Source organism: Mesorhizobium sp. WSM4807, assembly GCF_055811615.1.
Window position 1 is genome coordinate 61626 of sequence record NZ_JBVVQY010000010.1, and the last position, 19400, is coordinate 81025.

Consider the following 19400-nt stretch of genomic DNA (forward strand, 5'->3'; position numbering starts at 1 on the left):
CAGGTTTGGGGACCGAATCGCATGTTCACACTGCTCGTCGAATTCGCGGACAAGATCTCGGTCTTCAACGTCTTTCGCTACATAACCTTCCGTACCGGCGGCGCGCTGATAACAGCGGCGTTGATCGTCTTCATCTTCGGACCGGCTATCATCAATTCGCTGAGGCTGCGGCAAGGCAAGGGCCAGCCGATCCGCGCCGACGGGCCGCAGACGCATTTCAAGAAAGCCGGCACGCCGACCATGGGCGGGCTGATGATCCTGTGCGGCATCATCGGCTCGTCCCTTTTGTGGGCGAACCTGTCCAGCATCTATGTCTGGGTGGTGCTGCTGGTGACCCTGGGTTTCGGCTCGATCGGCTTCTACGACGATTATCTCAAGGTGACGAAGCAATCGCATCTCGGCTTTTCCGGCAAGGCGCGGCTGGCGCTTGAATTCGTGATAGCCGGCATCGCCGCCTGGGTGATCATGCACAACGGCCAGGCGCCGTTCTCGTCGTCGCTGACTTTCCCTTTCGCCAAGGAGTTCCTCGTCAATCTCGGCTGGTTCTTCATCCCGTTCTCGTGCTTCGTCATCGTCGGCGCCGGCAATGCCGTGAACCTGACCGATGGCCTCGACGGGCTGGCGATCGTGCCGATCATGATCGCGGCGGCGTCCTTCGGCGTCATCGCCTATCTCTCCGGCAATGCGGTGTTCGCAGAATATCTGCAGATCCATTTCGTGCCGGGCACCGGCGAATTGGCGGTGGTCCTCGGCGCGGTGATCGGCGCCGGCCTCGGCTTCCTGTGGTTCAACGCACCGCCGGCGGCGATCTTCATGGGCGATACCGGCTCGCTGGCCTTGGGCGGCCTGATCGGCACGGTCGCGGTTGCCACCAAGCACGAGATCGTGCTGGTCATCGTCGGCGGCCTGTTCGTCGTCGAGATCCTGTCGGTCATCATCCAGGTCGGATATTTCAAGATGACCGGCAAGCGGGTGTTCCTGATGGCGCCGATCCACCATCATTTCGAAAAGCTGGGCTGGACCGAAAGCCAGGTGGTGATCCGCTTCTGGATCATCGCCGTCATCCTGGCGCTGGTCGGCCTGTCGACCCTCAAGCTCCGATAGGAGGTCGCTTGATCCCCGCCGCATCTTTCGCAGGCAAGCGCGTTTCTCTCTTCGGGCTCGGCGGCTCGGGGATCGCCACTGCGCGCGCGTTGATCGAGGGCGGGGCGGACGTGCTCGCCTGGGACGACAATCCCGGCAGTGTCGCCAATGCCGCGGCCGTCGGTATCGCGACCGGCGATCTGCGCGGTGCAGACTGGGCGAAGTTCTCGGCCTTCGTGCTGTCGCCCGGCGTGCCGTTGACGCATCCGAAGCCGCACTGGACAGTGGAGCTGGCGCGCGCTTCAGGCGTCGAGATCATTGGCGACATCGAGCTGTTCTGCCGGCAACGGACCTTGCTGGCGCCGGCAGCACCCTTCATCGCCATAACCGGCACCAACGGCAAATCGACGACGACGGCGCTAACGGCGCACATCCTGAAATCGGCCGGACGCGACACGCAGATGGGCGGCAATATCGGCCGCGCGGTGATGACGCTCGATCCGCCGGAACCCGGGCGGCACTATGTCGTGGAATGCTCGTCCTACCAGATTGACCTGGCGCCCTCGATCAATCCGACCGCCGGCGTCCTGCTCAACCTGACGCCCGATCATCTCGACCGTCATGGCACGATGCAGCACTACGCCGCGATCAAGGAACGGCTGGCGGCCGGCAGCGAGACGGCAATCGTCGGTGTCGACGATTCCTGGTGCGCCCAGCTCGCCGACCGGCTGGAACGGGCAGGCCAGCACGTCATCCGCATTTCCAAGCGCCTGCCATTGACCGACGGCTATTTCGCCGATGGCACCGATCTGATGGAGGCGGTGCATGGCCGTTATAGTCGGATCGCCTTCCTCGAAGGCATCGGCTCGCTGCGCGGCCAGCACAATGCGCAGAATGCGTTGGCCGCTATCGCCGCCTGCCTCAAGGTCGGGCTCGAGCTGGGCGAGATCCAGTCGGGCCTGGAGAGCTTTCCCGGGCTGGCGCACCGTATGGAGCAGGTCGGCCGCAAGGGCCATGTGCTGTTCATCAACGATTCCAAGGCGACCAATGCCGATGCGGCAGCGCCCGCACTGTCCAGCTTTCCGCGCATCTACTGGATCGCCGGCGGGCTCCCGAAAGAGGGGGGCATCGAGCCGTTGCGCGGCCTCTTTCCGCGCGTCGCCAAGGCCTATCTGATCGGTGAGGCCGCACCAGCCTTCTCGGCGACGCTCGGCGAGGCGGTGCCTTACGAGATCTCCGGCACGCTGGCCGCAGCAGTCGAGCACGCCGCAAGCGACGCGGCCAGGGATGATGGCAACGGCGAGGTGGTGGTGCTGCTTTCGCCGGCCTGCGCCAGTTTCGACCAGTTCAAGAATTTCGAAGTGCGCGGCGAAGCCTTCAGGCAAGCTGCGAGCAGTATTGATGGCGTGAAGCTCATCGGAGGGACACGGTAATGCAAAGTCGTCTCGACAAAAGCCCGGTTGCCACCTGGTGGTGGACGATCGATCGCTGGTTCCTGGCTGCGTTCCTGTCGCTGATGGGGCTCGGCATCGTGCTGTCCTTCGCGGCAAGCCCGGCGGTGGCCCAGCGCATCGGCCTGGACAGTTTCCACTTCGCCACACGGCAGATCATCTTCACCATTCCCGCACTTGGCGTGATGCTGGCGGTCTCTTTCCTGGAATCGCGGCAGATCAGACGCATGGCCCTGGCGATGCTGTGCATCATGCTGGTGCTGATGGTGGCGGTGCTCTACATCGGCGTCGAGGTGAAGGGCGCGCGGCGCTGGGTGTCGCTCGCCGGCGTGTCGATCCAGCCGTCGGAATTCCTGAAGCCGGCCTTCGTCGTCATCTGTGCCTGGCTGTTTGCCGAACACAAGCGCCAGCCCGACATCCCGGGCAATCTGTTCGCCATGCTGCTGCTGGCCCTCGTCATCTCGCTGCTGGTGGCGCAGCCTGATTTCGGCCAGACAATGCTGGTGCTCGGCACCTGGGGGGTGATGTTCTTCATGGCCGGACTGCCATGGCTGTGGATCATCGCGCTGGGCGCTGCCGGCATCGGCGGCGTGTTTGCCGCCTATACGGTGTTCCCGCATGTCGCCGGCCGCATCGATCGCTTCATGACCGGCGAGGGCGACACGTTCCAGGTCGACATGGGCCGCGATGCGCTGATCAACGGCGGCTGGTTCGGCGTCGGGCCGGGCGAGGGCACCGTCAAGCGGGTGATACCCGACAGCCATGCCGATTTCGTCTACTCGGTGGCCGGCGAGGAGTTCGGACTGATCATGTGCTTCTTCATCATGACTATCTTCGCCTTCATCGTGCTGCGCGGCCTCAGCACCGCGCTCAAGGAGCAGGACGATTTCACACGCTATGCGGTTGGCGGCCTGGTCACGGTCTTCGGTCTGCAGTCGGTCATCAACATGGCAGTCAATCTGCAGCTGATGCCTGCCAAGGGCATGACCTTGCCGTTCATCTCCTATGGCGGCTCCTCGCAGATCGCCATCGCCATCTCGATGGGCATGGTGCTGGCGCTCACGCGCAAGCGGCCGGAAAAGCGCAAGCAGTTGGGATTCGCACCGTCGCAGCGCGCCATGCCGGCGGAATGAAATGTCGAAAGGCGCGATCCTTCTGGCGGCCGGCGGCACGGGCGGGCACCTCTTCCCGGCCGAGGCGCTGGCGCACGAGTTGATCAGGCGCGGCTGGACGGTGCATCTCGCCACCGATGATCGTGCCGAGCGTTTTGCCGGCCAGTTTCCGGCCGCAGGCATCCATCCGATCCAGTCGGCGACGATGAGTTCGAAAAATCCTTTTGCCGTGCTCGCCGCCTTCTGGAAAATCTGGGGTGGCGTGCGGCAGGCGTCCGCTGTGATCGGCCGGATCAAGCCAGCCGTCGTGGTCGGTTTCGGCGGCTATCCGACGCTGCCGCCGCTCTATGCGGCGACGCGGCGCAAGGTGCCGACGCTGATCCACGAGCAGAACGCGGTGATGGGGCGCGCCAACCGGGCGCTCGCCGGCCGCGTCGATGCCATCGCCGGCGGGTTCTTGCCGGAAGATTCAAGCGCTGCAGGCGCCAAGACGGTGACGACAGGTAATCCGGTCAGGCCGCAAGTGCTGGAGGCGGCAAAGACGCCTTATGCGATGTCGACCGGGGAGCAGCCGTTCGGCTTTCTGGTGTTCGGCGGCAGCCAGGGCGCACAGTTCTTTTCCGACGCAGTGCCAGCGGCGGTAGCACAGCTTTCCGACGCACAACGCAAGCGGCTGGTGATCACCCATCAGGCCCGCGCCGACGATATCGAGCGGGTGAAGGCGGCCTATGCCGCCCTTGGCGTCGAGGCTGAGGTGTCGCCCTTCTTCACCGACATGGCGGCGCGCATGGCTGCGGCGCATCTGGTGATGTCGCGATCCGGCGCTTCGACAGTATCGGAAATCGCGGTGATCGGCCGGCCGGCGCTGCTGGTGCCCTATCCGCACGCGCTCGACCACGACCAGGCGGCCAATGCCGCGGCATTGGCAGCGGCAGATGGCGCCGAAGTGCATCCGCAATCCTCGCTCTCGCCCGAGCGCATCGCTGCGCTCGTCGGCGCGCTGATGGACGATCCGGAGCGGCTGACCACAATGGCAGCGGCGGCGAAATCGGCCGGAAAACCAGACGCGGCACGGTTGCTCGCCGATCTGACAGAGGCTATTGCGTCGAAGAAAAGCATATCGGACTTCAGGAAGGAGACGCACGCATGAAGATGCCGCAGACGATCGGCCTCGTGCATTTCATCGGCATCGGCGGTATCGGCATGAGCGGCATCGCCGAGGTGCTGCACAATCTCGGCTACAAGGTGCAAGGGTCCGACCAGGCCGAAAGCGCCAATGTACAGCGGCTGCGCGACAAGGGCATCGAGTGCTTTGTCGGTCACCACGCCGACAATATCGGCGATGCCGAAGTGGTGGTCGTCTCGACGGCGATCAAGAAATCCAATCCGGAGTTGAAGGCCGCACGCGAGAAACTGCTTCCCATCGTCCGACGCGCCGAGATGCTGGCCGAATTGATGCGCTTCCGGCAGGCGGTGGCTATCGGCGGCACGCATGGCAAGACGACGACGACCTCGATGGTGGCGACGCTGCTCGAAGCCGGCGGGCTCGATCCGACCGTGATCAATGGCGGCATCATCAATGCCTACGGCACCAACGCCCGCATGGGCGACGGCGAATGGATGGTGGTCGAGGCCGATGAGAGCGACGGCACCTTCCTGAAGCTGCCGGCCGAGATTGCCGTCGTCACCAACATCGATCCCGAGCATCTCGACCACTACGGCTCCTTCGACAAGGTGCGCGAGGCCTTTCGCCAGTTCGTCGAGAACGTGCCGTTCTACGGCTTCGGCGTCATGTGCACCGACCATCCGGAGGTGCAGGCGCTGGTCAGCCGCATCGAGGACCGGCGCGTCATCACCTATGGCGAGAACGCGCAGGCCGACGTGCGTTTCACCAATCACCGCATGAACGGCCCGATCTCGGAATTCGACGTGGTGATCCGCGACCGCAAGAGCCGCGGCCAGTCGACGATCTCGGGCCTGCGCCTGCCGATGCCCGGCCGTCACAACGTCGCCAATGCAACGGCGGCGATCGCCGTAGCGCACGAGCTCGGCCTTTCGGCCGAGGCGATCAGGAAGGGCCTGTCGTCCTTCGCCGGCGTCAAGCGGCGCTTCACCCGTACGGGTTCGTGGAACGGCGTCGATGTGTTCGATGATTACGGCCACCATCCGGTCGAGATCACGGCGGTTCTGAAGGCGGCGCGCGATGCCACCAAGGGCCGCGTCATCGCCATTGCCCAGCCACACCGCTTCACCCGGCTGCACGACCTGTTCGACGAGTTTTCCGTCTGCTTCAACGATGCCGACACGGTGATGGTAGCGCCGGTCTATGCGGCAGGCGAAGAGCCGATCGACGGGGTGACGTCCGAAGCATTGGTGTCGCGCATCCGCTCCGGCGGCCATCGCGACGCGCGCTACATCGAAGGCCCCGCGGCGATTGCGCCGGTTATCCGCGATCTGGCGAAACCAGGCGATTTCATCGTCTTCCTTGGTGCCGGCAACATCACGCAATGGGCCTACGCGCTGCCCAAGGAACTCGGTGGTAATGCCTCATGATGCGCGGCCAGGCATTGATCGACAAGCTTGGCGGCCGGCTTGCCGGCCTGCGCGGCCGCATCACGCCCAATGCCGAGATGGACAAGATCACCTGGTTTCGCGCCGGGGGACTGGCCGACGCGCTGTTCCAGCCGGCCGACGAGGACGATCTCGCCGCGTTTCTGAGAGCAGTGCCCGAAGAGATACCGCTGACCATCGTCGGCATCGGCTCGAATCTGCTTGTCCGCGACGGCGGTATTGCGGGTTTCGTAATCCGGCTTTCGGCCAAGGGCTTTGGCGAGGCTGAAGTGATTGCGCCGACCACAATCAAGGCGGGTGCCGCCACGCCCGACAAGCGCCTTGCCGCTGTCGCCTATCAGGCTGGTATAGGCGGCTTTGAATTTTACCACGGCATTCCCGGTGCCATCGGCGGTGCGCTGAGGATGAACGCCGGCGCCAATGGCGTCGAGACGCGCGAGCGCGTCGTCGAGGTGCGGGCGCTCGACCGCAAGGGCAATGTGCATACGCTGAGCAACGCCGACATGGGCTACGCCTATCGCCATTCGGCAGCACCTGCCGGGCTGATCTTCACATCGGCTGTGTTCGAAGGGGTTTTGGCAGACAAGGCCGCGATCCAGGCGGCGATGGACGCCGTCCAGCATCATCGCGAGACCGTGCAGCCGATCCGGGAAAAGACCGGCGGCTCGACCTTCAAGAATCCGGAGGGCTCCTCGGCCTGGAAGGAGATCGACAGAGCGGGTTGTCGGGGGCTGATGATCGGAGGCGCGCAGATGTCGCCGATGCATTGCAACTTCATGATCAACACGGGAACCGCGACCGGCTACGACCTCGAATATCTCGGCGAGACGGTGCGCACGCGTGTGCTCGAAAAGTCGGGCATCCGGCTGCATTGGGAAATCAAGCGCATCGGCAATTTCCGGCCGGGGCACGAGGTCCAGGAGTTCCTCGGACAGTTGCTCTAAAGACTCACAACACAGTTTTCGCTGCCGTTTTTGCCGAAAGTGAATCTCTCGGAATCGTAAGGACTTGCCAGTGAATCAACTCTCTGATTCTCTGCCCTGAAGCGTTTCCTGATTTGAGTCGTTTCGACGCGTTGCCAGCGTTTTTCCGTCAGGGGCAACCTGCCGGGAGGCTCGGGGACTCGATGTTGCGGAACCATGAGAGCAGGGACTGCTCCGAGCGTTTGAGTGTGCGGCCCTTTCCGGGGCATGTGAGATGCAGACCCGCCGTGAAAGGGCCCGCCGTGAGAGGGAATGACGGGAAATGAAAAGCAAGCACGTGGCCGTCCTTCTGGGTGGGTTCTCGTCCGAGCGGCCCGTGTCTTTGTCTTCGGGGAAAGCCTGTGCTGATGCGCTCGAGAAGGAAGGCTACCAGGTCACTCGCGTCGACGTCTCGCGCGATGTCGGATCGGTGCTGGCTGAGCTCAAGCCTGATGTTGCCTTCAATGCGCTGCATGGCCCTTTCGGCGAGGACGGCACCATACAGGGCATCCTCGAATATCTTGCCGTCCCCTACACCCATTCCGGCGTGCTCGCCTCGGCGCTTGCCATGAACAAGGAACAAGCCAAGAAGATCGCCAAGTCTGTCGGCATCCCGGTTGCCGAATCGAAGGTGGTCAATCGCTTCGCCATCCAGAACAAGCATCCGATGAAGCCGCCCTATGTCGTCAAGCCGGTCAACGAGGGGTCGAGCTTCGGCGTCGTCATCGTGCACGAAGGTCAGTCGCATCCGCCGCAGGTCATCGGTTCGTCCGACTGGAAGTATGGCGATACCGTCATGGTGGAACGATACGTGCACGGGCGGGAATTGACCTGCGCGGTGATGGGCGATGTGGCGCTCGGCGTCTGCGAGATCATCCCGACCGGCCATTCCTTCTACGACTATGATTCAAAATACGTCGCGGGCGGATCAAAACACGAATGCCCTGCAAAAATTTCACCGAATATTTACCAAAAAATACAGACACTGACGCTCAAGGCTCACCAAGCTATCGGCTGCCGGGGCGTTTCCCGGTCGGACTTCCGTTATGATGATCGACACTCCGAGAACGGCGAAATTGTCTGGCTCGAGGTCAACACTCAGCCGGGCATGACGCCGACATCCTTGGTGCCTGAAATCGCCGCGCAGGCGGGACACTCGTTCGGCGATTTGTTGAGTTGGATGGTGGAGGACGCTTCGTGTCTGCGTTGAAGTGGGGACAGGGCAAGGGGAATGGCGCGGCCGGGCCGACGCTGTTCGGTGTTTCGTTCGACCATTTCGTGCTGCCGCGTCTGCTTCGCCGGCCGGCGCGCGTGCTGGCGCGTCTGGGCGAGGACGACTTCGAGGCGCCGCCTTTTTCCGCAGCCATGTTGTCGGCGGCGCTGCTCGTATCGGGCAGTGCCTATGGCGCCTATCTCGGTGGACATGTCGACGGCATCGTCCAGGGCATCACCGCCCGCACCGGCTTCGCCGTCGACCAGATCAAGGTCGTCGGCAACCGCGCAACCTCCGAGATCGACATTCTCGACAGGATGCAGCTCGATGGCTGGACGTCGCTGATCGGCTTCGACGCCGAAGCCGCGCGGGAACGCATAACCACGCTGCCCTGGGTCGAGGTTGCGGCGGTGCGCAAGGTCTATCCGCACACGCTGGAGGTGCGCATCGAGGAGCGTGAGCCCTTTGCGCTCTGGCAGCAGGGCAGCGAGCTTTCCGTCATCGAACGGTCCGGCGCCGTGATCGCGCCATTCTCCGGCGGCAGGCAGTCGCTGCTGCCGTTGATCATCGGCACCGGCGCGCCGGCCAAAGCGCCCGATTTCCTGGCCAGGATCAAAAAATACCCAGAGCTTGCCGCGCGGGTCAAAGGCTATATCCGCATCGGCGAACGGCGTTGGGACTTGAAGCTGGAGAACGGCATCACCGTCAAGCTTCCCGAGGATGGCGAGGACCAGGCGATCGCCGATCTGGTCAGGATGGACCGCGAGAACGGGCTGCTGACGCGCGACATCGCCGCCGTCGACATGCGCCTTTCCGATCGCCTCGTCGTCCAGTTGACGCCGGAAGCGGCGACGCAGCGCGAGGCTGCGCTCAATGAAAAGCCGAAAATGCCGAAGCGCAAAGCGGAGACGAAGATATGAGCTGGCTTGGCGGCAACAGCGATGCCTCGTCGCGCCGGTCCGGCATCATGACAGTGCTGGATGTCGGTTCGAGCAAGGTCTGCTGCGTCGTGGCCAAGCTCAAGCCGCGCGAGGACGGCATGCTGCTGCGCGGACGCTCGCATCGCATCCAGGTGATCGGCATCGGCCACCAGAAATCGCAAGGCGTGAAATCGGGTGTCGTCATCGATCTCGACAGGGCCGAGCACGCCATCCGTCTTGCCGTCGATGCCGCCGAGCGCATGGCTGGCCTGACCGTCGATTCACTGATCGTCAACATGACGGCGGGCCGGCTGAAGAGCGAAAGCTTCTCGGCAACCATCAATCTCGGCGGCCATGAGGCCGACGAGGCCGACATCAAGCGTGTGCTTGCCGCCGGCGCCAAGCAGGCGCTGCGGGCCGAGCGCGAGGTGATCCATTCGCTTCCCGTCGGCTTTTCGCTGGACGCCGAGCGCGGCGTGCGTGATCCGCGCGGCATGGTCGGCGACCAGCTCGGCGTCCACATGCATGTGCTGACGGGTGACGCGGCGCCGTTGCGCAATCTGGAGCTTTGCATCAACCGTTCGCACCTGTCGGTCGAGCGCATGGTGGCGACGCCCTACGCCAGCGGGCTTGCCGCACTGGTCGACGACGAACTCGAAATGGGTGCAGCCTGCATCGACATGGGTGGCGGCACCACGACGATCTCGGTGTTTTCGGAAGGCAAATTCGTCCATGGCGACGCCATCGCCATCGGCGGCAACCACGTCACGCTGGACATGGCCAAGGGCCTGTCGACCTCGCTCGACGCCGCCGAGAGGCTGAAAGTGATGCATGGATCGGCGCTGCCCGGCAGTTCGGACGACCGCGACCTGGTCTCGATACAGCCGATCGGCGAGGATGGCGAGGTGCCGCTGCAGATACCGCGTTCGGTGATGACGCGCATTATCCGCGCACGCATCGACGAGACGCTCGAACTGTTGCGCGACCGGCTGAACAGGTCCGGCTACGGCAACGCCGTCGGCAAGCGCGTCGTGCTGACCGGCGGCGCCAGCCAGCTTTCCGGCCTGCCCGAGGCAGCGCGCCGCATTCTCGGACGCAATGTGCGCATCGGCCGTCCGCTCGGTGTGGCGGGCTTGCCCGAGGCGGCCAAGGGGCCGGCTTTCTCGACGCCGGTGGGGCTTCTGATCTACCCGCAGATGGCGAATTTCGAGAGCCATCCGGCGAAAGGAATTTCTGGTCTCAGGATGACCGGAACGGGCGGAAAACTGCATCGAATGAGTCAGTGGTTGAGAGACAGTTTTTAAATTGACGGGGACAGCCCCATAGGCGGCCGCAGCGGCGAAGCGGCGGGAAAGGCAAAGGACGGAGACAATGACCATCAATCTGCAGAAGCCGGATATCACCGAGCTCAAGCCACGTATCACCGTGTTCGGTGTCGGCGGCGGCGGCGGCAATGCCGTCAACAACATGATCACCGCCGGCTTGCGCGGCGTCGAGTTCGTGGTCGCCAATACCGACGCGCAGGCGCTGACCATGTCCAAGGCGGACCGCCTGATCCAGCTCGGCGCGCATGTCACCGAGGGCCTGGGTGCGGGATCGCAGCCGGAAGTCGGACGCGCGGCGGCGGAGGAATGCATCGACGAGATCGTCGATCATCTCTCCAACACCCATATGTGCTTCGTCACTGCCGGCATGGGCGGCGGCACCGGCACGGGGGCCGCGCCGGTCGTTGCACGTGCAGCCCGCGAAAAGGGGATCCTCACCGTCGGCGTCGTCACCAAGCCGTTCCATTTCGAAGGCCAGCGCCGCATGAAGACGGCGGATCTGGGCATCGAGGAATTGCAGAAATGCGTCGACACCCTCATCGTCATCCCCAACCAGAACCTGTTCCGGCTGGCCAATGACAAGACGACCTTCGCCGACGCTTTCGCCATGGCCGACCAGGTGCTCTATTCCGGCGTCGCCTGCATCACCGACCTGATGGTCAAGGAAGGGTTGATCAACCTCGACTTCGCCGACGTCCGCTCGGTCATGCGCGAGATGGGCAAGGCGATGATGGGGACGGGCGAGGCTTCCGGCGAGGGCCGCGCCATGGCCGCCGCCGAAGCCGCGATCGCCAACCCGCTGCTCGACGAGACCTCGATGAAGGGCGCCAAGGGCCTGTTGATCTCGATTACCGGCGGCCGCGACCTGACCCTCTTCGAAGTCGACGAGGCGGCGACCCGCATTCGCGAGGAGGTCGACCAGGAAGCCAACATCATCCTGGGTGCGACGTTCGACGAGGATCTTGAAGGCGTCATTCGCGTCTCGGTGGTTGCCACCGGCATCGACAAATCGGCGGCTGAAATCGCCGCCGCGCCGATCGCCATCCGCACGGCTCCGCCAAAGCCGGTCAGTCGCCCGGCCGTTCCGGTCACGGAAAGCCGTCCGGCGCCTGTCCAGCAGGGCGGCTACGAGCCACGCGCCGCCGATCCTGTAGCCGAGGCGATCCAGCTTGCCGAGGCGAATGCCGCGGCGATGGCGCGTCCCGCGCCGGCTGCCCAGGCGGAAGATTTCCGTCCGCAGAGCAAGATCTTCCAGGCGCCGCCGGCGCAGCCGCAGCCGATGGTTCAGCCAATGGTTCAGCAAGCGATGCAGCCTGCGCCGCAGCGTGAAGTGCTTCAGCCGGCAGCGCCCCAGCGCATGCCGCGCGTCGAGGACTTTCCGCCAGTGGTGAAAGCCGAAGTGGAAGCCAAGGGCCGCCCGGCCGACCATGAGAACAGCGGCCCGATGGGACTGCTCAAGCGCCTGACCAACGGCCTTACCCGCCGCGAAGAAGAGCCTGCACGGCTGCAGCCGGCGCAGCCGCGCGAGCCGAAACTGCGCCAGGCGGCGCCCGAAGTGCGCCGCCTTGCCAGCCAGGATCCGCAGCTTTACGCGCCACGCCGCGGCCTGTTGGACGACCAGGGCCGGCTGACGCCGCAGAGCAGGGCTGTCCAGGAAGACGATCAGCTGGAGATTCCGGCATTCCTGCGCCGCCAGGCCAACTGACCTGTTAACGGTCCGTAACAGTTGTTAACAGGCAGACAAGAAATTGTTTGCCTGTTAATGTTAAAAGTGCTTGTAAAACAGGGAGTTACGAGACCGTATCCGCTTCGGATTGCGGTTACAGAGAGTAAGAAACCGTGATTTGGAGACTTTCTGCTGGACCACTATCTTCGCCCCGATCAATTTCGGTTAGCTGGGATTCGGGGAAGTGGCCCTGCTTGCCGATCAAAGAGCCGCGCCCTTGGGCTATTGAAGCGGACGTAGGCAGTATGGGCTATGGGGTTTGTTTTGCACGACTATCAGACGACACTTAAATCGCGTGCGACGCTGACCGGCACCGGCGTTCACAGCGGCAATCCCGTTACCGTTCATTTCCTGCCGGCAGACGCTGATACGGGTGTCGTGTTCCAGCTTTCGAATGGAACCGAAGACCGGGAGTTCCGTGCGCTCGTTTCCGAGGTCGGCGCCACCGATCTCTGCACCATGCTCGGCGATCCGGCAGGCGAGCATATCGCCACCGTCGAACACCTGATGGCCACGCTTTTCGGGCTCGGCATCGACAATGTCGTCATCGAGATCGACGGCCATGAGGTTCCGATCCTTGACGGCAGCGCCATGGCGTTCGTCGAGGCGATCGACCAGGCGGGCATCGATACGCTGCCGGTCAAGCGCCGCTATATCCGTGTGGTCAAGCCGGTTCGTATCGAGAACGGTGCCTCCTGGGCGGAGTTCAGGCCCTATGACGGCACGCGCTTCGAGATCGAGATCGATTTCGAAAGTCCAGCGATCGGCCGTCAGCTGTTCGCATCCGACATGAACGCCGACATTTTTCGCCGCGATATCGCGCGGGCCCGTACCTTTGGTTTCATGAAGGACGTCGAGCGGCTGTGGGCAGCCGGCTATGCGCTTGGCTCCTCGCTGGAAAACTCCCTGGTGATCGGCGACGACAACCGCGTGATCAATATGGGAGGCTTGCGCTATCCCAACGAGTTCGTGCGCCACAAGACGATGGACGCCATGGGCGACCTGGCGCTGGCCGGCGCCCGGTTCATTGGCTGCTTCCGTTCCTATCGCGGCGGCCACAGGCTGAATGCGGCAGCGCTGCGCCGCCTTTTGTCGGACCGTTCGGCGTTCGAGATCGTCGAGACGACACGCCGCGAGCGCGGTCGTACCGCCGAGATGAGCGCCGTCTATGCGCCTGTCTACGCGCCCTGGATGATCTGATTCTTAACGTTTTTCGGGTTTTATGGCTGCCGGCCGGTGTTGCATGAATGCATCATTGGCCGGCGAAATCACGCAAGTGTGCAGGCTGCGCCAGGCCGCCACAAAAATGTGCGATTGGCCGGAGATAGCGTTGCCGGGCACGGCGATTATGGTTATGCCTGCTGCCCCAGAGCGAAATGACGACTGAAATGACGCCGAAAGGGCGGAATCCAATCATGTTCTTCAAGCGAATTGGTCAATCGAAAACGCCGCATCGGGCTGTTTTCCTGGCGCTTTCGGTGGTTGTTCCATCGCTGTTCCTGTCGGCCTGCATGTCGTCCGAGAAGGATGTCGACCTGTCGACCTATGTCGAGCAGACCGAGCCGGCCGACGTTCTCTACAATCAGGGCCTCGCCAATCTGAATGCCGGGCGGCTGCAGGAGGCGAGCCGCAAATTCAGTGCGGTCGACCGCCAGCATCCCTATTCGGAATACGCCCGCAAATCGATGGTGATGGGCGCCTTTGCCGACTATCGCCAGGGCAATTATACCGAGGCGATCGGTTCGGCCAAGCGCTATCTCACGCTCTATCCGTCGACCGACGACGCGGCCTATGCCCAGTACATCATCGGGCTGAGCTACTACCGGCAAATCAGGGACGTCACCCAGGACCAGAAGGAAGCGCGTCAGACCGTGCAGACGATGCAGGATCTGGTGACGCGCTGGCCCGATTCAGAATATGTCGACGACGCCAAGGAAAAGATCCGCTTCGCCAACGACCAGCTCGCCGGCAAGGAGATGCAGATCGGCCGCTACTATCTCGAGCGCCGTGAATATATCGCCGCCGTCAAGCGGTTCCGCCTCGTGGTGGAGACCTATTCCAACACGCGTCATGTCGAGGAAGCGCTCGCGCGCCTTACCGAAACATATTATGCGATGGGGCTGACATCGGAAGCGCAGACTGCCGCGGCTGTGCTCGGCACCAACTATCCCGACAGCGTGTGGTACAAGGATTCCTACAAGCTCCTGCAGACTGGTGGGCTCGAGCCGCGCGAGAATGCCGGCTCGTGGATCGCCAAGGCCGGGAAGCTGATCACCGGCGCCTGAGCGGCGCCACCATGCTTTCCAGACTGTCGATCCGCGATATCGTTCTGATCGAGAAGCTGGACATCGATTTCTCGTCCGGTCTTTCGGTGCTGACCGGCGAAACCGGCGCCGGAAAATCCATCCTGCTCGACGCGCTGTCGCTGGCGCTTGGCGCCCGCGGTGACGCTTCGCTGGTGCGGCATGGCGCGGCACAGGGCCAGGTCATCGCCGTGTTCGACGTGCCGCGCAACCATCCTGCCCGCATGCTGCTTGCCGACAACGCCATCGAGGACGATGGCGACATCATCCTGCGGCGCGTGCAGACGGCGGACGGCCGCACCCGCGTCTTCGTCAACGACCAGCCTTCCAGCGTGACGCTGATGCGCGACGTCGGTCACGCGCTTGTCGAGATCCACGGCCAGCATGACGAGCGTGCCCTGGTCGACCCCGGCGCCCATCGCGAATTGCTGGACAGCTTCGGCGGTCATCTCGGCGCTGTCCGGGCGACCGGCGAGGCATGGCGGTACTGGCGGGCCTGCGAGCAGGAATTTTCGCGGCACCGCGCCAAGGTGGAGGCGGCGGCCCGCGAGGCCGACTATCTGCGCGCCGCGGTCGCCGAATTGACGAAGCTCGACCCCCAGCCCGGCGAGGAAGCCGACCTTGCCGAATTGCGCGCCTCGATGATGCGGGCGGAAAAGATCGCCTCGGAAATCCATGACGCGCAGGATGTGCTCTCGGGACCGTCCTCGCCCCTGCCGCAACTCGCCAGCCTGTTGCGACGGCTGCAGCGCAAGGTGACCGAGGCGCCAGGCCTGCTCGACGACGTGGTCAAATCGCTTGACGAAGCGATGCTATCGCTCGACGCGGCGCAATCGGGCGTGGAAGCGGCACTTCGCGCCACCGAATACGATCCGCGGCGGCTGGAACAGGCCGAGGAGCGGCTGTTTTCGCTGCGCGCCGCCTCACGCAAGCACAGTGTGGCGGTCGACGATCTGGCGCAATTGCGCGACACGATGGCGGCCGATCTCGCCGATCTCGACGCCGGCGAGGAGCGCCTGCACGGGCTGGAGAAGCAAGCCGCCGCCGCGCGCGAGACCTACGACATTGCCGCGGCACAGCTTTCGTCGCTTCGCCATGCGGCGGCGATCGGATTGACCAGGGCGGTGATGGCCGAACTGCCGGCACTGAAGCTCGAACGGGCCGCCTTCATCGTCGAGATGGCAAGTGAGGCCGAGAGCCGCATGGAAGACGGCATCGACCAGGTCGAGTTCTGGGTGCGCACCAATCCTGGCACAAGACCGGGCCCGATGATGAAGGTCGCCTCCGGTGGCGAGCTTTCGCGGTTCCTGCTGGCGCTGAAGGTGGCGCTGGCCGACCGCGGCTCGGCGCCGACCTTGGTCTTCGATGAAATCGACACCGGCGTTGGCGGCGCGGTGGCGGACGCCATCGGCCAAAGGCTGGCGCGGCTGTCGAAGCGCGTGCAGGTGCTTTCGGTTACGCACGCGCCGCAAGTGGCGGCACGCGCGGCGACGCATTTCCTGATCTCCAAATCCGGCGGCGCCGATCGTGTTGCCACCGGGATCGCCGAGATGGACCGCGCGGCACGCCAGGAAGAGATCGCGCGGATGCTCGCCGGGGCGACCATCACCGACGAGGCGCGTGCGGCTGCGGAGCGGCTGCTTCGCGAAAACACCGCAGCATAGCAGAGCTCATCCTTGGCGTTGTGGATCGAGTCAGGATGTGGCTCCATCCTGCTGCTCAGGAATGATTTTCCCAAAATCCTGATCTATTGTGACGCGCCACCACTACAGCGCCGCGCGTCCTTTCGGACGCGGGACGCTGAAGCAAGTTGATTTTTGCGCATGACCCCGAAAATCGTTCCGGTCTCCGGGTCAAGCGTCGAGGAGCAGTGCATGTCCGATAAACCAGTCGATTCGCTCAGCGAAAGCGAAGCAGCCAGCGAACTGAAGCGGCTGGCCGAGGAAATCGCCGGTCACGACCAGCGATACCACGCCGAGGACGCACCGACGATTTCGGACGCGGCCTACGATACGCTGCGTCGGCGCAACCTCGCCATCGAGCAGCGGTTTCCCGCCCTTGTGCGCGAGGATTCGCCGTCTCGGAAAGTCGGCGCGGCGGTCTCGGAAAAATTCCGCAAGATCGTCCATGCCATTCCGATGCTGTCGCTCGACAACGCTTTTGCCGAAGCGGACGTGATCGATTTCGTCGGCCGCATCCGCCGCTTCCTCAGGCTCGGCGCCGACGCGCCGCTGGCCATGACGGCCGAGCCGAAGATCGACGGCCTGTCGCTGTCGCTGCGCTACGAGGCCGGACGGCTGGTGACGGCGGCAACGCGTGGCAACGGTCAGGTCGGCGAGGATGTGACGGCCAACGCCCGCACCATCGCCGAGATTCCCAATGTGCTTTCGGGGGACTTTCCCGAAGTATTGGAAGTGCGGGGCGAGGTCTATATGCGCCTCACTGATTTCGCCGAACTCAATCGCCGCAATGCCGAGGCCGGAAAGCAGGTTTTTGCCAATCCGCGCAACTCGGCGGCAGGCTCCTTGCGCCAGCTCGATACTTCTATCACCGCCGGCCGGCCGCTGCGGTTTTTTGCCTATACCTGGGGCGCGGTGAGCGCCATGCCCGCCGACACGCAGATGGGCATGGTGGCCGCGTTCGAGCGTTTCGGCTTCAGGGTCAATCCGCTGATGAAGCTGTTCGACAGCGTCGAGGGGCTGCTCGAACAATACCGGCTGATCGAATCCAACCGGGCGACGCTCGGCTACGACATCGACGGCGTCGTCTACAAGGTGAACAGCCTCGCGCTGCAGCAGCGGCTGGGCTTCGTCTCACGCTCGCCGCGCTGGGCGATCGCGCACAAATTCCCGGCCGAGAAGGCGACCACGATCCTGACCGGCATCGACATCCAGGTCGGCCGCACCGGCGCGCTGACGCCGGTGGCGCGGCTGGTGCCGGTGACGGTCGGAGGCGTCGTGGTGACCAATGCAACGCTGCACAATGAGGACTACATCAAGGGCATCGGCAACAACGGCCAGCCGATCCGCGAAGGCCGCGACATTCGCATCGGCGACACGGTGAGCATCCAGCGTGCTGGCGATGTCATCCCGCAGGTCATCGACGTGGTCATGGAAAAGCGGCCGCCCGACAGTATGCCATATGCTTTCCCAGTGCTTTGCCCGGCCTGCGGCAGCCACGCCGTGCGCGAGGAGGGTGAAGCCGTCAGGCGCTGCACCGGCGGATTGATCTGCCCTGCGCAAGCGGTGGAGCGTCTGCGCCATTTCGTGTCTCGAGGTGCTTTTGACATCGAGGGGCTCGGTGAGAAGCAGATTGAGTTCTTCTTCCATGCCGAGGATCCGTCACTACGCATCTATTCGCCGGCCGACATCTTCACCCTGAAGGCACGGCAGGCAGAATCGCTGACCAAGCTCGAGAATGTCGACGGTTTCGGCGCGACCTCGGTACGCAAGCTGTTCGCGGCAATCGACGATCGGCGGCAGGTCGAGTTCTCGCGCTTCCTCCATGCGCTCGGCATCCGCCACATCGGCGAGACCAACGCCAAGCGGCTGGCCCGCCATTTCCTTTCCTTTGCCGCTTTCCGCGAAGCCGGGCAAAACGCCGTCATGCCGGCCGGCAAGGGTGACCCTGGCAACGCTGCCTGGCAGGAGTTGAACGGCATCAACGGCATCGGCTCGATCGTTGCCGAAGCGGTGGTCGATTTCTTCGCCGAAGACCATAACCGGCAGGCGCTCGATGCATTGCTGGCGGAAGTAACAGTGCTCGACGAGGAGCCAGTCGGTGGCGTGTCGTCGCCGGTCTCCGGCAAGACGGTGGTCTTCACCGGCGCGCTGGAGAAAATGTCGCGCGACGAGGCCAAGGCGATGGCCGAAAAGCTCGGCGCCAAGGTCGCCGGCTCGGTATCGAAGAAGACCGATCTCGTCGTTGCCGGACCCGGTGCTGGTTCCAAGCTCAAGCTCGCTGCCGAACTCGGCGTCGAGGTGATCGACGAAAATGCGTGGTTGGCGCGGATCGGCAAGGCGTGACGGTGGCATTTAACGGTTTCGGCCAAAAGGCTATTCCCTTCCTCAAGGCACTCGATTTTCATCAGAGCCGGGAGTGGTTTCTGGAAAACCGCGACCTCTTCGAACGCGAGTTGCGCGACCCCTTCGGCGATCTGGTCGAAACGCTGTCCGAGCGTTTCGCGGAAGCGGGGTTGGGTTTGCGCGGCGATCGCAAGAAGTCGCTGTTCCGGATCAATCGCGACGTGCGTTTCGCCAGGGACAAACGACCCTACAACCGGCATCTGTCGGCAATCCTTTCGCCCGACGGCACCAAGATGGAACAGGGCGTGTTCTTCGTCCATATCGGGCTTGAGCGCTGCTTTGCCGGCGTTGCCTGGTGGCAGCCCGGACCGCCGCTTTTGCTGGCGATGCGCAACGCCATCGCGACGCGGCCGGGTGAATTCCGGGCGCTGATCAAGGCGCTGAAGCAAAACCGTCTCGAACTCGATGCGGAAGGCTGCATGAAGCGAGCGCCACGCGGCTTCGAGCATGTTACGGAGGCCGATCTCGCGGCGGCCATCCGCAACCGGCATTTCGCCGTCCGGCACGAAATCGACCCGGCGGGAATCCACGGGCCGGCATTGGTCGACGAGCTCGTCGATTTCACTTTGCGCGCCAGGCCGCTGCTCGACTGGGGCAGGGTGATCGAAGGCAAGATCCCGGTAGACTAGCTCCGGACCGATGCGCAGGC

15 protein-coding genes are annotated in these 19400 nt (G+C 63.8%); all 15 read left to right on the forward strand.

Annotated elements, in window-relative coordinates:
• Positions 1 to 21 precede the first annotated feature (21 nt).
• The 15 genes from mraY to AC0L3N_RS15360 all read left to right on the forward strand — a co-directional run bounded on the left by mraY (position 22) and on the right by AC0L3N_RS15360 (position 19380).
• A complete protein-coding gene (mraY, locus tag AC0L3N_RS15290; RefSeq protein ID WP_095483331.1) occupies positions 22 to 1104 on the forward strand; it encodes a phospho-N-acetylmuramoyl-pentapeptide-transferase in 1083 nt (360 codons plus the stop codon).
• A gap of 8 nt (positions 1105 to 1112) precedes the next feature.
• The gene (murD, locus tag AC0L3N_RS15295; protein WP_192361194.1) at positions 1113 to 2516 is read left to right on the forward strand and encodes a UDP-N-acetylmuramoyl-L-alanine--D-glutamate ligase; all 1404 of its coding nucleotides are present in this window, start codon (positions 1113 to 1115) and stop codon (positions 2514 to 2516) included.
• On the forward strand, positions 2516 to 3667 hold the full coding sequence (gene ftsW, locus AC0L3N_RS15300) for a putative lipid II flippase FtsW (protein ID WP_095494759.1): 1152 nt from the start codon (positions 2516 to 2518) through the stop codon (positions 3665 to 3667). The genes murD and ftsW overlap by 1 nt, the downstream gene beginning before the upstream one ends.
• 1 nt (position 3668) lies before the next feature.
• Positions 3669 to 4796, forward strand: a complete 1128-nt coding sequence (gene murG / locus AC0L3N_RS15305) for an undecaprenyldiphospho-muramoylpentapeptide beta-N-acetylglucosaminyltransferase (protein WP_473548377.1) — start codon at positions 3669 to 3671, stop codon at positions 4794 to 4796.
• A complete protein-coding gene (murC, locus tag AC0L3N_RS15310; RefSeq protein WP_473548379.1) occupies positions 4793 to 6199 on the forward strand; it encodes a UDP-N-acetylmuramate--L-alanine ligase in 1407 nt (468 codons plus the stop codon). Before murG ends, murC begins: the two co-directional genes overlap by 4 nt.
• On the forward strand, positions 6196 to 7161 hold the full coding sequence (gene murB, locus AC0L3N_RS15315) for a UDP-N-acetylmuramate dehydrogenase (protein ID WP_473548381.1): 966 nt from the start codon (positions 6196 to 6198) through the stop codon (positions 7159 to 7161). Before murC ends, murB begins: the two co-directional genes overlap by 4 nt.
• Before the next feature lie 301 nt (positions 7162 to 7462).
• On the forward strand, positions 7463 to 8389 hold the full coding sequence (locus AC0L3N_RS15320) for a D-alanine--D-alanine ligase (RefSeq protein WP_473548382.1): 927 nt from the start codon (positions 7463 to 7465) through the stop codon (positions 8387 to 8389).
• Positions 8377 to 9312, forward strand: coding sequence for a cell division protein FtsQ/DivIB (locus tag AC0L3N_RS15325; protein WP_473548383.1), 936 nt, complete (start codon positions 8377 to 8379; stop codon positions 9310 to 9312). Before AC0L3N_RS15320 ends, AC0L3N_RS15325 begins: the two co-directional genes overlap by 13 nt.
• A complete protein-coding gene (ftsA, locus tag AC0L3N_RS15330; protein ID WP_473548384.1) occupies positions 9309 to 10616 on the forward strand; it encodes a cell division protein FtsA in 1308 nt (435 codons plus the stop codon). Before AC0L3N_RS15325 ends, ftsA begins: the two co-directional genes overlap by 4 nt.
• Positions 10617 to 10683: 67 nt before the next feature.
• Positions 10684 to 12342: a cell division protein FtsZ gene (ftsZ, locus tag AC0L3N_RS15335; RefSeq protein ID WP_473548385.1), complete on the forward strand. Its 1659-nt coding sequence runs from the start codon at positions 10684 to 10686 to the stop codon at positions 12340 to 12342.
• Between the two features lie 273 nt (positions 12343 to 12615).
• The gene (lpxC, locus tag AC0L3N_RS15340) at positions 12616 to 13563 is read left to right on the forward strand and encodes a UDP-3-O-acyl-N-acetylglucosamine deacetylase (RefSeq protein ID WP_473548387.1); all 948 of its coding nucleotides are present in this window, start codon (positions 12616 to 12618) and stop codon (positions 13561 to 13563) included.
• 215 nt (positions 13564 to 13778) lie between these two features.
• Positions 13779 to 14648, forward strand: a complete 870-nt coding sequence (locus AC0L3N_RS15345; RefSeq protein ID WP_473548388.1) for an outer membrane protein assembly factor BamD — start codon at positions 13779 to 13781, stop codon at positions 14646 to 14648.
• A gap of 11 nt (positions 14649 to 14659) precedes the next feature.
• Positions 14660 to 16330 carry a DNA repair protein RecN gene (recN, locus tag AC0L3N_RS15350; protein WP_473548389.1) on the forward strand — a complete coding sequence of 557 codons (1671 nt, stop codon included), beginning with the start codon at positions 14660 to 14662 and terminating at the stop codon, positions 16328 to 16330.
• A 210-nt stretch (positions 16331 to 16540) separates the two neighbouring features.
• Positions 16541 to 18691 (forward strand): NAD-dependent DNA ligase LigA, encoded by a 2151-nt coding sequence (gene ligA / locus AC0L3N_RS15355; RefSeq protein WP_473548391.1) that lies wholly within the window; start codon positions 16541 to 16543, stop codon positions 18689 to 18691.
• The gene (locus AC0L3N_RS15360) at positions 18688 to 19380 is read left to right on the forward strand and encodes a DUF2461 domain-containing protein (RefSeq protein WP_473548392.1); all 693 of its coding nucleotides are present in this window, start codon (positions 18688 to 18690) and stop codon (positions 19378 to 19380) included. The genes ligA and AC0L3N_RS15360 overlap by 4 nt, the downstream gene beginning before the upstream one ends.
• Positions 19381 to 19400: the final 20 nt, after the last annotated feature.